This is a genomic window from Siphonobacter sp. SORGH_AS_0500 (assembly GCF_031453245.1).
Taxonomy (GTDB): Bacteria; Bacteroidota; Bacteroidia; order Cytophagales; family Spirosomataceae; genus Siphonobacter.
Genome location: NZ_JAVIYT010000001.1, coordinates 1,200,203 through 1,215,560, shown reverse-complemented (window position 1 = coordinate 1,215,560; position 15,358 = coordinate 1,200,203). Strand labels below are relative to the sequence as shown.

The 15,358-nt window shown below is 44.1% G+C and carries 12 protein-coding genes; 8 read left to right on the top strand and 4 right to left on the bottom strand.

The genetic code is table 11. The features are described 5' to 3' along the window. Positions 1-7 precede the first annotated feature (7 nt). From argH to QE357_RS05090, 8 genes are all read left to right on the top strand, one after another. A complete protein-coding gene (argH, locus tag QE357_RS05125) occupies positions 8-1,342 on the top strand; it encodes an argininosuccinate lyase (protein WP_309706311.1) in 1,335 nt (444 codons plus the stop codon). Positions 1,343-1,413: 71 nt separating this feature from the next. Beyond that, positions 1,414-1,935, top strand: a complete 522-nt coding sequence (locus tag QE357_RS05120; RefSeq protein ID WP_307142259.1) for a gamma carbonic anhydrase family protein — start codon at positions 1,414-1,416, stop codon at positions 1,933-1,935. 233 nt (positions 1,936-2,168) lie between these two features. After that, complete coding sequence (locus QE357_RS05115) at positions 2,169-3,182, top strand: transaldolase family protein (RefSeq protein WP_106638498.1); 1,014 nt, start codon at positions 2,169-2,171, stop codon at positions 3,180-3,182. A 97-nt stretch (positions 3,183-3,279) separates the two neighbouring features. After that, entirely contained in the window at positions 3,280-4,035 is a 756-nt protein-coding gene (gene kdsB / locus QE357_RS05110; RefSeq protein ID WP_309706310.1) for a 3-deoxy-manno-octulosonate cytidylyltransferase, read from the top strand. Positions 4,036-4,144: 109 nt separating this feature from the next. Continuing rightward, positions 4,145-4,723 (top strand): adenylate kinase, encoded by a 579-nt coding sequence (locus tag QE357_RS05105; protein ID WP_309706309.1) that lies wholly within the window; start codon positions 4,145-4,147, stop codon positions 4,721-4,723. 273 nt (positions 4,724-4,996) lie between these two features. Further along, a complete protein-coding gene (gene obgE, locus QE357_RS05100; protein ID WP_106638501.1) occupies positions 4,997-6,001 on the top strand; it encodes a GTPase ObgE in 1,005 nt (334 codons plus the stop codon). A gap of 73 nt (positions 6,002-6,074) precedes the next feature. Beyond that, positions 6,075-7,796, top strand: coding sequence for a hypothetical protein (locus tag QE357_RS05095; RefSeq protein ID WP_309706308.1), 1,722 nt, complete (start codon positions 6,075-6,077; stop codon positions 7,794-7,796). A 195-nt stretch (positions 7,797-7,991) separates the two neighbouring features. Then, on the top strand, positions 7,992-10,832 hold the full coding sequence (locus tag QE357_RS05090; RefSeq protein ID WP_309706307.1) for a sialate O-acetylesterase: 2,841 nt from the start codon (positions 7,992-7,994) through the stop codon (positions 10,830-10,832). 380 nt (positions 10,833-11,212) lie between these two features. On the opposite strand, the gene QE357_RS05085 is transcribed toward QE357_RS05090, so the two are convergent. From QE357_RS05085 to QE357_RS05070, 4 genes are all read right to left on the bottom strand, one after another. Next, positions 11,213-13,015 carry a tetratricopeptide repeat protein gene (locus tag QE357_RS05085; RefSeq protein WP_106638505.1) on the bottom strand — a complete coding sequence of 601 codons (1,803 nt, stop codon included), beginning with the start codon at positions 13,013-13,015 and terminating at the stop codon, positions 11,213-11,215. Between the two features lie 242 nt (positions 13,016-13,257). Then, the gene (locus QE357_RS05080; RefSeq protein ID WP_309706306.1) at positions 13,258-14,205 is read right to left on the bottom strand and encodes a substrate-binding domain-containing protein; all 948 of its coding nucleotides are present in this window, start codon (positions 14,203-14,205) and stop codon (positions 13,258-13,260) included. 14 nt (positions 14,206-14,219) lie between these two features. After that, positions 14,220-14,447 carry a hypothetical protein gene (locus QE357_RS05075; RefSeq protein WP_106638507.1) on the bottom strand — a complete coding sequence of 76 codons (228 nt, stop codon included), beginning with the start codon at positions 14,445-14,447 and terminating at the stop codon, positions 14,220-14,222. Between the two features lie 71 nt (positions 14,448-14,518). Then, the gene (locus QE357_RS05070) at positions 14,519-15,358 is read right to left on the bottom strand and encodes an energy transducer TonB (protein WP_307142253.1); all 840 of its coding nucleotides are present in this window, start codon (positions 15,356-15,358) and stop codon (positions 14,519-14,521) included.

The window sequence follows — 15,358 nt, the reverse complement described above, 5'->3', positions numbered from 1 at the left end:
TTTAAGAATGAAATTGTGGCAAAAAGAAGGCGTTTCGACTTCTGAAAAAATAGAAAAATTTACCGTCGGTCGGGATCGTGAAATGGATTTATACCTGGCTCCCTTCGACGTACTGGGTAACCTCGCTCACGCCCGCATGCTCACCTCCGTAGGTTTGCTGGAAGCAGCCGAACTGGGCGATCTGGAACGTGAACTGAAGGAAATCTATCAACAGATTCAGGCGGGGAATTTTGAGATTGAAGACGGCATCGAAGACGTTCACTCACAGGTAGAACTGATGTTAACCCGCAAACTAGGCGACATTGGCAAGAAAATTCACTCTGGTCGCAGTCGTAACGATCAGGTTTTAGTCGATCTGAAACTTTTCACCCGGGATCGCCTGGAGCAGATTACCCAGGAAACCAAACGTGTATTTGACACGCTGATGAAGCGTTCAGAACAGCACAAAAACGATTTGTTACCCGGTTATACGCACTTACAAATCGCCATGCCTTCGTCTTTCGGCTTGTGGTTTGGAGCTTACGCGGAATCACTGGTGGATGACGTGGCTTTACTACAAACGGCTTACCACTTCGCCAACCGTAACCCCCTGGGAAGCGGAGCGGGTTATGGCTCTTCCTTCCCGCTGGATCGTCAGCAAACGACAGATTTACTGGGTTTTGAAGGATTGCACTATAACGTCGTTTACGCCCAGATGAGCCGGGGAAAAACAGAATGGATGGCTTTAACGGCCATTGCGAACCTCGCCCAAACGCTTTCGCGACTGGCAATGGATGTTTGTTTATACAACTCCCAAAACTTCGCCTTCCTGACGCTACCCGATGGATTAACAACGGGCAGCAGCATCATGCCGCACAAGAAAAACCCCGACGTGGCGGAGTTATTACGCGGTAAAACCAATCGACTGAAAGCTCTACCGATGGAGGTAACACTGGTGCTGAGTAACCTGCCTTCGGGGTATCACCGCGACATGCAGTTACTGAAAGAAATCCTGATGCCCGCCATCGAAGAAATCTTGGATTGCCTGGACATTACGGCTTATATGCTGGAAAATATTCAGGTAAAAACGAAATTGCTAAAAGACGAAAAATACGACTTACTCTTCAGCGTCGAACGTGTGAATGAGCTGGTGATTGAAGGTGTTCCTTTCCGGGATGCCTATCGTCAGGTAGGAAAAGAAATCGGCGATGGCAGTTATACCGCTTCCCGCGATCTGAAACATAGCCATTTAGGAAGTATCGGTAACCCTGCTAATGAACAAATCACGGAGCTAATGAACGCTCAATTGCAAGGCTTTGGCTTCGAGCAGGTGCACGCCGCGATTGAACAGCTATTAGCCTAATTTGATAGAAGATTCTCCGCTGCCAGCAGAAAAGCTGGCAGCTTTGTTTTGCAATTTAATCCCTCATCGTCATGGCCTTAATTCTTCCCGTTCAGAATCATAAACCCGAATTCGGGCAAAATTGCTGGCTAGCCCCTAATGCTACCATCGTTGGAGATGTAATTATGGGTGAAGACTGTACCGTTTGGTTCAACGCCGTCATTCGGGGAGACGTGAATGCTATTCGGATTGGTAACCGCAGTAATATTCAGGACGGAGCTGTGATTCACTGTACGTATCAAAAGAGTCAAACCATCATTGGCGATTACGTCAGCATTGCTCATAATGCCGTCGTACACGGCTGCACCATCGAAGACCGCGTGCTGATTGGCATGGGGGCCATCGTGATGGACGGAGCTGTGATTGGTACCGGAAGTATCATCGCCGCCGGAGCCATCGTTACCCAAAACACGATTGTTCCTCCCGGAAGTATCTACGCGGGTAACCCCGCCAAACTGTTAAAACCTGTCTCCGAAGCCGCCGCCGAGGTTTTTGACCGTACCGCTAATAACTACGTCATGTACGCTGGCTGGTTCAAAGAACAGGAATGGTAAGTCTATTTTCCGGGCGTTCTGGTCTTGTTACTTGATAAGAATAACGTCTTCTTAAAAACGAATCCCATTTCTCGTCAGATTTTGCTTTAAAATCACCAACTTTGCAGCCGCTTCTCTGGCGATTTACTTTGCCTGAAAACAAGTTTGATCCTATTCATTAAAAAGGTTTTCCTGTAAACTCGGTTATCCAGCGGGATAATCCGACTTGGAAACTACCTAATGCTACTACACACATGGAGTTGTATCTTGATTCTGCTGATTTAAAAGAAATTAAAGAGGCTTTTCAACTCGGTTTCCTGACCGGCCTTACCACTACCCCTACTTTTATGCACCGCGAAGGTGTTCGTGATCTCGACGCGACCATCGTGGAGCTTTCTAAAATTGTTCCTGTTCTTCAAATCGAAGCTTTAGGTGAAACAGCAGAAGCCATCGTAGCGGATGCAGATCGTCAATTGGCTTTAGGCTTAGACCCACAACGTACGGTTTTCAAAATTCCAGTATCGCTGGAAGGTGTAAAAGCCTGCCGTATGTTGGTAGATCGGGGTTTGAAAGTAAACGTTCACCTCGTTTATACCATTCAACAGGCGTATATGGCAGCCGTTGCCGGAGCAACGTACATCTGCGTACTGGCCGGACGAATGCAGGATCAGGGGTACGATGCCCTGACGCTGATCGGAGACGTAGTGGAACTGGTAGACGCTTACGGTTTCGATTCGAAAGTAATGTTCTCGTCGGTTCGTAACACCGAGCACGTTCGTAACGCCATCGATCTGGGATGTCACACCATTACTGTGCCCTGGAAACTGATGAAAGCCCTGACTGAAAATAACTTCACGGCCATCGGAACGAACCAGTTCATTGAGCATACCCGTCTGATTACGGTGACCGTAGGACAGGCTATTAATAGCATCAATCCTATCGTTACAGAAGATTTATCGGTAACGGAAGCCATCGTTAAAATGACGGAATTTGGTTTTGGTTGCGTAACCGTAGTAGACGCCGCAGGTAACCTGAAAGGCGTATTCACGGATGGTGACCTTCGTCGTAAACTGGCTGAATTCGGTCGTGATATTCTTTCAAAAACCATGGGTGATTTCGAATACGGAACACCGATTTCTATTGAAAGTACACAGTTACTGGATGCGGCTGCGGCTATTTTCAAGAAAACCAGCGTTGATACCATTCTGGTGACTGAAAACGGCAAACCTGTAGGTATGCTGGATATTCAGGATCTGAAAAACGACTAAATCTTTTTAGTTCGATAAAGCAATTGCCTCCTTTCGGATTTATGTCAGAAAGGAGGCAATTTTGTCATTACCTCATCCGTTACGATTTTCCAAAACTATGGTACTCGGAATTATCCCCGCCCGTTATGCCTCTACCCGCTTTCCGGGTAAACCCCTGATTGATATTCACGGGAAGAGCATGATTCAACGTGTCTATGAAGCCACGAAAGCCGCTAATTTCATTGATGTCATTGTGGCTACTGATGATATTCGCATCGCCGAACACGTGCAGGCTTTTGGCGGAAAAGCCGTCATTACCCGGGACGATCACGTCAGTGGTACGGATCGTTGTGCGGAAGCTCTGACTATCTATCTGGAAACTCACCACACAGGCGATACCGAGATTCAATACGTAGTTAATGTTCAGGGAGATGAGCCTTTCATTAATCCCATTCAGATTAATGAACTGATTGCGGCTCTGGATGGTAATGTAGAATTAGGCACCCAAATGCTGAAAGTAACGAATGCCGAAACTCTTTTCGATCCGGGTGAAGCTAAAATCGTGCTGAATGCCCAGGGAGAAGTGATTCTCTTTAGCCGTCAGGCCATCCCTTACCTGCGAAATATCGATCCTGCCGAGTGGCATTTACACCATACCTATTACCGTCACGTAGGCATGTATGCCTATCGCAAGGATATTCTGGCTGAGATCACGAAACTAGCTCCTTCTCCTCTCGAAAAAGCGGAATCTCTGGAACAACTTCGCTGGCTGGAAGCAGGCTATAAAATTCAGGTCGTTGAAACCACTTACGATTCTCCCTGTATCGACACTCCTGAAGATTTGAACAAGCTTACGCATCTGTTCAACTCCTAACCGGACAGTACCTTACAGGAAAAATTGTCCGAATGCTTTCTGTTTTCAGGCTGTGTTGTACCTTTGCTGCCCTGAAAAAATCGTTTCATTCTGAATATCAACAAGTCTCATGCTTAATTTGGTACTCTTTGGCCCTCCGGGAGCCGGGAAAGGAACCCAGAGCGAAAAATTGATTGACAAATACAAGCTCGTCCATTTATCCACCGGCGATCTGCTTCGCTCTGAAATCAAAGCAGGTACCGAACTGGGTCTAAGGGCCAAATCACTGATGGATCAAGGATTACTCGTTCCTGATGAAGTAGTGATTGGCATGATCGACAACAAGCTGAAAGAGAACAAAGAAGCCGCTGGTTTTATTTTCGACGGGTTTCCCCGTACGGTAAAACAGGCAGAAGCTTTAGATACCCTTTTGGAAGAAAATGGCACGGCCATTTCAGCCATGGTAGCTCTGGAAGTAGAAGCGGAAGAGTTAACCCGCCGTTTACTGGAGCGTGGTAAAACGTCTGGCCGTCCCGACGATCAGAATGAAGAACTGATCCGCAAGCGGGTTCAGGAGTATAATGACAAAACCCTTCCGGTAGCGAATTACTACCAGAATCAGGGCAAATACTCTTCCATCTACGGAATCGGAGCCATCGAAGCTATTTTTGAGAAAATCTGCACGGCCATAGAAAGAGCTACCATTTAGTTCATCTAAAAGGCTGGGCATCGTAGGCTGTTTCGGGAAATTTACTTCCGAAACAGCCTATTTTCATTCAAAACATTTTAATCATCAGGTAGGTTTTAAAGGTAATTAACTTGCCAAAACCGCCTAATCACCTTTTCAATAGAAAGACCGCACCAAGCAGCTATCGCGGTAGCTGAGGGATAATCCTGTATCTTTGTGCAAAATTTCATTGCAAAGCAACCATAATCTTCATATCGGTGTCAGAATAACCGGATATGAGTACTTAACGAGGCTGTGACTACTAACTTTATTGATTACGTAAAAATCTGTTGCCGTTCAGGTCCTGGAGGAGCTGGATCTTCCCACTTTCGTCGGGAAAAACACGTCCCGCTGGGTGGCCCAGACGGTGGCGATGGCGGACGAGGCGGACATATAATTCTTCGTGGCAGCACGCAGGTCTGGACTTTATTACACCTTAAATATCGGAAACACGTTATTGCCACTAAAGGTCAACCCGGTGAAGGCGGTCGTCGCACGGGAGCCCGGGGGGAAGATGTGTTTCTGGAAGTACCGCTGGGAACCGTAGCTAAAGACGCGGAAACGGGAGAGGTTTTATTCGAAATTACCGAAGATGGCCAGGAAGTGATTCTGCTGGAAGGCGGTCGAGGTGGCCTGGGCAACAGCCACTTCAAAACCTCCACAAATCAGGCTCCGCATACCTCACAACCCGGCGAAGAAGGGCAGGAAATCTGGTTCATTCTGGAGCTGAAAGTGTTGGCTGATGTAGGTCTGGTAGGATTCCCTAATGCGGGTAAATCAACCTTGTTATCGGTAGTATCGGCAGCAAAACCTGAAATCGCTGATTATCCCTTTACGACCATTGTCCCCAATCTGGGTGTGGTGCCCTATCGCGATTTCCGTTCGTTTGTCATGGCTGACATTCCGGGGATTATTGAAGGGGCCTCTCAGGGTAAAGGGCTGGGGTTACGCTTTCTGCGACACATTGAACGCAACTCTATCCTTCTGTTTGTTATTCCTTCCACCTCTGAAAATGTAGGCGAGGAATACGAAGTATTATTGAATGAATTAAGGGAATACAACCCGGAATTACTCGATAAACAGCGACTATTAGCCATTTCAAAAATGGACTTAATTACCGAGGAAGAGAAAAAAGATATCGAGAAACAAATACCTGCCGGAATACCTCATTTGTACTTCTCGGCAGTCACTCGCGAAGGGTTACGTCCTCTACTGGACTTAATCTGGGAGACGTTAAACGCTTCTCCTGCTAGTATCTAGTTTTTATAGATCCTGATTATTTATCAGGATCTATTCATTCGTTCAGCCTCAACAATCATTACCCTTCAATCAAATGCTTGCTATATCGAAAGATACTAACAGTTTTAAATGGGTTATAGTATTAAGCATTATTCCTATATTACTATTTTTTTATACTTTTTTTAGTTACGTTAGCAATATACCTTTTCAGGACGATTATGATGCCTTATTAGAACCCGTTACGGCTTTTAAAAATATGCCTCATTTTTCCTGGAATGAGTTTGTAAAAATAATCTGGACCCAGGACGACGAGCGTAGAATTGTACTGGATCGGGTTATTGCTTTACTTATTTATGCCGTTCATGGAAGTCTGGATTTACGCATTCAAATGTTCGTGGGTTTGCTTTCCATTATTGGGTTATTATACTTCTTTTATACGATTATTAAAGGAGCCCAGTTGCCTGCTATTCTCCTCCTTTGCTGTGCTTTATTATTATTTCATATTCAGTATTACGAAGCCATTTTCTGGGGAATGATTCCCCTTCAGCATATCATCGTTTATTTTTTTGCGATTGGTACTTTTTATAATCTGTATTCCCCCACGCCCGTTCGAATCATTACCGCTGTCCTGATGGGAATACTTGCCATTTTCAGTGATGTAAGCGGAACCTTTGTTTTACCCGCTGGCATCGCCGTTCTGATTCTACAAAGACAGTGGAAGTACGTTGCCATCTGGGTGATAGCTATGGGTGCCATGATCTGGCTTTATTATCACAATCTAGAAATTCCGGCTTATCGGCCCAAGTTATCTGATAACCTTGCTCATCCCAAATTAATTATCTATAACTTTCTAGCGTTCAGCGGTATCTCAGCCGATGCCAACACTTTATTTGCCCATACCAACCGGGTAACCCTCATCCTGTTTACGGGGATGATCCTTTGGGGAGTGCTGTTCTATTATGCCTTTTTATTACTAAAACACAGCTTCTTCTCGCACGATATTTATGTTTTCCCTCGCTGGAAAATTACCCTTTGGGGAAGCATTATTCACCTAAGCATTATCATTATTGCTTTTGCTGTAGGTAGAGCGATGGACGGTCCGGAGGCAGTCTTAATCAGTCGCTACAAACACATTGGATTTATCTGGTTAATCCTTATTTCTATTCTGGTATTTACCCATCTTAAATCTAACTATATACAGCTAGGAAGTAAAATTTGGCTGGGGATCAGCCTCTGTATTTTTGGCTTCAGTTATTTTGAATACCTCGCCCCACTGGACTTTTATTACAAAGAAAGGAATACAGATATATATGGTTGGCAGCACAATCGGGCATTGCCTAGTTCGCCCATTTATGTGAGTCTAAAGTCTGCCGTTGATACGATTACTGAACAAGCCATAGCTTCAGGAATTTATCAATTGCCAGAACCTTATTTTTTCGATCAACCCTATCAAGTCGATTCAAGTCGTTTTCCTTTAAATGTGGATTACAATGATTCGATACTTTCCTTCCATAACGAGACCTATACGAGGAACACGGGAAAAAACGATGGGGCTTACATTGTCCTAAAAAGTGCAACTCAGAATCATATTATTCCAGGTCGTCAGAAGCGTTTCTCCTTGAAGTCTTACTTATTTTCAATGGGTAATAAGTACTACGCAAACGGATTTACAGGTAGTTTTTCAGCGGCTTATCTTTCACCAGATCAGGTCTATGATATCTATATTGTCACTATTGAAGGTCATAAAAAGCTCGTTCATCCCACCAAATACCAGATCTCAAACATTAATAGTCAAATCAGCGTTAAAGAGATTTAGGGTGGGTTCAGGTAAAGAATTTCGAACGTTGACCATCTGTGAATGAATTTTATTCGTTTATACTCAATGGTAATCATGGAATGCCAGGAAACTGAATAGCTAGTAAGCGATTCTATTTCCTAATGGTTATTCATAATTTTGTTAGTGAGGGCTGCCAAAACTGGTTACTCTCTTTTTTTTGAAAACCTTTAACTCATGAGGTCTTTTCTCTATACTTTTATTTTTCTTCTGGGTTACTTATTCATTCCCTTTGCTTCTGAAGCTCAGGTAGTTATTACTTTCCCAATGGAACGAATCGTTTTTCAGCGAGATAATTCCAACAAAGCTACCGTTCAGATTTCCGGTAACTATTACCAATCTGTTGATCGAATTGAGGCAAAGCTTACACCCGTTAATGGGGGAACTGCCATTGATTGGACTACCATGTCACAGGTTTCCAATGGCTTTTTTTCAGGCTCCGTTTCGGTGACAGGCGGCTGGTATAAACTTGAAGTTAGGGGCGTGAGCGGCAGTACAATTGTGAATGCTCAGGCAGTTGAGCGAGTGGGCGTAGGCGAAGTTTTCGTTATCGCTGGACAATCCAATGCTCAGGGGATCACTGACTCCCGCGTTACCCCATCTGAACCAAACGATGACCGGGTTACTATTGCCGATGCTTCCAACTACGCAAATGGCTCTAGCAGTACTGAACCTAATTTTTATTTATACAATAGTAATACTGCGGCTTCTTCAAGTTACCCCCAAATGCCTAGCTATAAAAAGCTGTCAGCCAACGATCGTGTTGCTCCGGTAGGACTAACGGCCTGGTACTGGGGAAAAGTAGGAGACGCGTTAGCTCAAAGGCTGAATGTACCCATCCTTTTTTATAATGCAGCCTTCGCTTCTACCACTGTTAAGAACTGGCGAGAGTCCTCTGAAGGAAATCGTACTCAAAACCGTTATTGTACCACTTGCGGTGAAGCTGGTTATTTCCCGGCGGGCTATCCCTATAACAATCTTAAAAACACGCTGAATTATTACGTTTCGTTAACGGGTGTACGTTCCGTACTCTGGCATCAGGGTGAAGCTGACGATGCAACCTCCCAAACTCCTACAGCCCAATATGTCAGTGACTTGACCTCGGTTATTCAAAAAAGTCGGACTGATATGGGTTACAATCAATTGAGCTGGGTAGTAGCCAGGGTAAGCTATAACTCTGGATTAACCTGGCAGCCTGTTATTAACGCCCAGAATCAGATTATTTCTTCAGTAGCTAATGTATACGCAGGTCCCAGTACGGATAATGTTGATATTCCACGTCTGGGACCTCCATATGATGTACATTTTACAACTAATGGTCTATCATCAGCAGCTGAGGTTTGGGTTAACTCCATTCTAACGTCTAACGTACTTACCAACTCTACTCCCAAGCTGGCTAACCCTCTGGTGAACATAACGGCTACCTGTGCTTCTAATAACTCGCTTACGCTCAGCGTCCCCAATCAAAATCCATATAGCTGGAGTAACGGACAAGCAGGAGCTAGTATTACCGTCGGTTCCGGAAATGCTTATATGGCCAAGATCAAAAACGGTAACACTACTATTTTTTCTTTCCCCTATAAGGTGCCCGATCGTCCGGCTATTGGAGGGAATATCTTGCAAGACGGCTCAAGTGTTTATTATTGCGAAGGAGTAACGCCAACCCTGGCGTCTAACTATAACACGGGTAATACCTGGAGTACTGGAGCAACTACTCAGAGCATCACTGGAGCGACTGGAGAAACGTATACGCTTACGTATAAAGATGTTCTAGGCTGTACTTATACTTCTGAATCCATTACCCTGGGACAACGCCCAAGACCATCCCAACCCAGCATCACGGCTGATGGAGCTCTCAGTTATTGTGCGGGAACAGATCGCACGCTTACAACGACGCAGGATGCTGCGGGTTATATCTGGAGTAATGGGGCCAATACCAAGAGCATTAAACCCCAGACTAGCAGTACCTATTCCGTACAAATCATTGATGCGAATCAGTGCCGCTCGGTTGCCTCTGCCGGCATTCAGATTACAGTTAATCCCATTCCGGCGAAACCTACCATTCAGGCTAATAGAACTATCGATGGCACCCGTACAGTAACGATCTGTGCTAACGAAACCGTAGAGTTAACCTCCAGCACTTCTGAAGGAACTTATCTATGGAATTACAACAATGCTACTACTTCCAGTATTACGACCAACACCGCTCGTTCTTACCAGGTTCAGACCATTAGCACAGCAAATTGCCCCTCGCCTAGCTCTGATCCTGTGTTGGTAAAAGTCAACGCATTACCAGCCAAACCAACAGCTACTGTAGTTTCAGGCGTTTTAGCTTTTTGTGAAGGCGGTACCGTAACACTCCGAGCAAATACCACTCAAACTCCTTCCTGGATATTGGCTGAACAAACGGTGTCGTCTACGGCTCTGGTTACGGCTAAAATTAGTGGTGACTATTACGCTCAGGCTACGGATGCCAATGGCTGTAAAAACCGTTCTGACAAGGTAACGGTATCGGTTCGTCCAAACCCAGACGTTCCTAAAATTGCTCAGGTAGGTCCTTACACCTTACAGGCTCAGGCTAATGTGCCCGGAACCCGAAATTCATGGATTACTGGCTCTGATACCAGTACATTTAATTCCGTGTTTTTCAAACCGTTAAAAGAAGGAACTTACCGGGTAAAAAGCGTGATTGAATATAACATTGCTCCCGTCGGTAAATTCGAATGTACTTCGGCCACCTCAGCAGCATTTACTTATGCTTACGATGCTAATCAGGATGGATTTGTGGTTTATCCAAACCCGAGCCCAACTGGAGCATTCACACTCGAAACGAAAGAAAACTGGCAAGGGGCTGAGGTAAGCGTTACAACGATGTCAGGAACTGTAATTTATAATGGCCGGATCAATGAGTTCAACGAACGTAAATTCATCGATCTGGGACGCTTACCGGGTATTTACATTATACGGTTAAAGGCCGACGGCTTTGAAAGAAGTAAGCGTTTGACAATAGTACCTTAGAAATAGTACTTTACGAAAAACCGGACGCTAGTAACGTCCGGTTTTTTTATGCCCAGCCTATTAATCTAGCGGAACAGAAACTGGTCTTTGCCTATCGTTAACTCTTGACCTTGTGTATTTTTCATGCTATCCATCTCCTACTCCAACTATATACCTTGCTAATTACATATTCGAGTGGTTCATAGCGGAACTATGAATATTGATGTTAATACTATCGTGACGTAATTGGTAACGGATATTCATGCAGTGCTATACTTGTTATAAGTCATCTTTGAGGGTCAGCTTTTGTTTCTTCTTTGCGTCATTCGTTTATTAGCTCGTTAAAACAGAAGCAGCTCATCTTTCGATGAGCTGCTTCTGTTTATAAAACTGCCTAAGTATTAGTTCTTAGCAGGAGCTGTAGATGCTTTAGCACCAGCTTTTGGTTTTGCCGTAGCCTTAGGCTTCGTCGCAGGAGCGGGAGGATTCAGGATACGGTTAGCTTCCGCGTTCTCAGGATCAAGTTCGAGAATCTTTCTCATGTACTCTTTTCCTTTGTCATTATCCTTCGTTACGAGGAAGTGATAAAGAGCGATATAACGGTTAGCTTCAACCATCTCACGCTTATTCTTCACGCTATCAGCTTGCGTAAGATACTTTTCGTAATAAGGTAACGCAATGCTTCTGTCACTTAAGATGACATTGGCACGTGCTTGCCATAACGGTGTAGAGTTAGCAATGGCCTGAATAGCCTCTTTCTGATCTTCCGTTAACTGCGTATTGCTCTTAACCGTACTATCAGCTAATCTACCCATTTTGTCAAAGGTAGCAACTGCCTGAGGAATCACAGTTGAATCTTTCGACGTCGAAATGTAGTAATAGTAAGCTATTCCTTCGCGGTAGTAATCCGCATAGGTAGGCTTACGATCAGGACGACTTTCTTTCCAAGCAATTGATTGCTCGTAAGCTTTCACTGCATCACCATAACGCTTCTGAGCTTGACGAATCTTCGCAATCTCTTCGTAGTTATTGAAAACAGTATCACCTAAAGCAGCAGCTTTTTCAAAATTTAAAACGGCTAATGAATCTTGCTTCAGCTCACGGTAATCAATTCCTAAGTAACGGTGATCATCTGGATACACCTTCTTAGGATTAGATTTCAGAAGCGTCTCCAGGTTGTTAGCACCATCCTGGTATTGACCAAGCTCCGTCAAAGACCAACCTTTGATACGAGGCAGATCGGGATCATTTACTTTACCTTCAATTTTAGTCAGAGCGTCTACCACTTTCTGATATTGCTGGGCAAGGAAAGCAAATTTCACGTAACGAAGCGTCACGTCTGGCGACTCTTCTGAATACTGAATATACTTATCTAAGTTTTCTGCCGCATTCTTGTAATTACCAGCAAATAACCAAAGCTCAGCGAATTCCCAATAGACAGGAGCGAATTTTTCGTCAGCTTTAATGGCATCGTTAAAAGAGGTTTGGGTATTAGCGTAGTTTTTACCACGCTTCCAAACACGTCCCATACGAGTATTGGCCAGAGCAGCCATTTGGGGATCTGTTTGCAAACGAAGAGCTTCTTCGAAAGCAGAGATAGCAGGGCCACCTTCGTTTTTAATCAGGAACGCATCTCCTTTTACCAGTTGATACTCAGGACGATCTTTGTGCTTCTTTAAAGCAGCAATCTGATCGATGTAAGTTATCGCCTTACCAGGGTCATTAGCTTGTCCTTTTTTAGTGAACAAGGTATACATTTCAGCAGCACGCCACAGAACGTCCTCATCACGGCTTTTTGTCTCCGCCAGAGCCTGATCAATCAGAGCCGTAGCTTCTGGTAATTTACCCTGACCTAATAAAACGCCAGCTTGTCCTACCTTGTTAAGTGCAAACTTGCCCTTTGGATCATCGGCTACTCCTTTGTCAAAAGCAGCTTTAGCTTTGTCTAGGTACTCAGCAATTTTTGGACTGCCTTCCTCTTCGGCACTAGCCAGTCTTAAGTAGTAGTAACCTAAATAAAACTGATTTTCAGCAGAGGGAGAAGAAGTCGCCGCCTTTTCAAGAGCCTCGCGGGCTGAACCAAGACGGTCTCCTTCTAGTGCTTTTAGAGCTCCTGCAACTTCGGGAGATTGGGCAAAAGAGCTCGTTACACCCAAGGCCAGCATCCCGGCTACCAGTAACAGCGATTTGAATTTCACTCTCATCGTAGAAGAAAATTGGGTTTTGGGAAGGTGATACCTTACGTTAAACAATTTAAAATAAACAATTCGAAATTACTGCAATATACAGTGATTCTGAAAAAAATTAAATAATAATCTTTAGTTACAACACTTACGTTGCCAAATGTAATTACTATTCTAACGAATAAACTAAAAAAATAGTTACATTTTTTATTAAAAAAGATTAATTTTTAATTCTCCTAGCATTTAGGTCTTCAGCCTGAATGCTAAAAATTACGGGTCTCAATGAGTCTAATCACTTGGGTGGCAGGTAAAAGACCACTTTTTAGTACAATCCGTTGTCCGGGATCAGAGAGTACGTAGTTGATGAAACCTGTACCTAAGCCTCTTTTGGCTTCTTTTGTGATCAGATAAATATTTCTACTTAGGGGGTACTTCTTCAATGCAATGGCATACTGGTAAGGCTGAATATAGTCTTCCAGATTTGCCGAATACTTTGGAGCAACTCCCATTACTTTAATTCCTTTGGTAAAGGTGGGGTGTTCGGGATCATCAATATCACTGATCCAGTTCACTCCTATCACACCAACGGCTCCGGGTGTTTTCTGTACATACTCAATTACTTCCTTATTGGATTTAACTGCGAACAAAGGAGACTGTTTTTTATCCGCAACTTGTAACGTATCTAGTAAATATTGAAGGTTACTAGAATTATCGTTATCCAGCACCAGCGTGATTTTACTGTTGCTTTTACCGTATTTAAGCTGATTCCATTTCGTAATCTTTCCATGCATTACCTCTTTCAGCTCTTCGACTGAAATCAGGGTATCTTTGGATGAACCATGGGTAATGAAAGCAATGGCATCCGTAGCCATGTGCAAAGCTCTATACTTCAGGTTCGCTTTTTCAAAGACTTCTTTTTCGTCCGGCTTTAAATGGCGGGTAACCACAGCCAATCGAGTGGAATCCTTTAACATTAACTGAATGGCTGCTAGCTCAGGTACGTAGACCGTATTAACCTTCGCATACTTGGTCTTTGCTTCGAAGGCTTCTTTTTCCGCCTGAATGATAGGCTTCAAAGATTCATCAACTGAAATCGTAATTTCTCCTCTGGAAACAGTTTCTTCTGATTGTTTATCTCCAGACTGGCAGGCCGTCAAAGCCACAGTCATTAATAAGAGGCTTTGAGCAAGATAAGACTTCACAGTTTTCATGACGATTAAGTATACTATTGTTCTTTTTGATTTCTTAGCCATCGGCGATAAGCCCAATAAATCTTTAAAAGACTATACCCAATGAATAATCCTCCTAAAAGCTGGGCGACTGGTTCCGATAAAATTCCGCTAGCGGCAAAAGTAGGTGCTGAGTCAATCAAATAGAAGCCCATTGCACCGTATCCTAGGGGAATAATAAAGCCAATCAAATCATTAATCTGTTCATTAGCTGGTCTAGGCATCGCTTTCTAGAAAAAATGGGTCAGATCCAAAAGATGCTGACCCATTATTATAATAAAGTAACTATTGTCTACTACTCAAGTACGAATGAAATCGGCAGGTTAAAGCGAGATTTCACAGCACGACCTGATTGACGACCTGGCTTCCAGCGTGGCATAGACTTAACTACACGCATAGCTTCCTCATCACAACCAAAGCCTAAGCCTTTTTGTACCTGGATATCAGAAATACTTCCATCAGGAGAAACGATGAAGCTTAAGAACACTTTTCCCTGTACGTTAGCACGCTGAGCGGCTGCGGGGTACTTGATGTTTTTACTTAAGAACTTGTACATTTCAGATTCTCCACCAGGGAATTGAGCTTGTTGCTCTACTACTGTAAAGACTTCTTCTTTAGCAGCAGGCTTCACCTCAATTACTTCTTCTTTCTTCTTACCAGTTCCTTCCTCGATGGCTACAATTTCCACAGCGTTAGGATCTCCTACTACTGTTTCTTTACCAGCCTGAGCATCAACCAGCTCCGTTTGCTTGGGAGGCTCAACATCGGGTGGAACTTCGGTATCCTCCTTAATTTCGGGAGGCAAGAACGCCGTTGTACTCATCACCGGAACTTCTGGTGGTGGTGGTGGTGGTGGTGGCGGTGGTGGTGGCTGATTTTCTTGTTCTGGCGGAGGAGGAAGCTCTGACATTTCAGCCAGCTTTACTTCTACCTCTTTTTCTTCACCTGCAATCGTTGCAGCAAGCAAACGAGCAGCAAGGAAGGCCGCAACAATCAAAAGAGCAATACCAGTGGCGATCAGGGCATTACGAGACGTCCGGCGACGGAGGTCGTATGCACCATACTCCTTATTACGATCTGCAAAAATCAGATCCTCTAAGGTGGTATCGTTGGTTATTTTGATTATTCCTGCCAT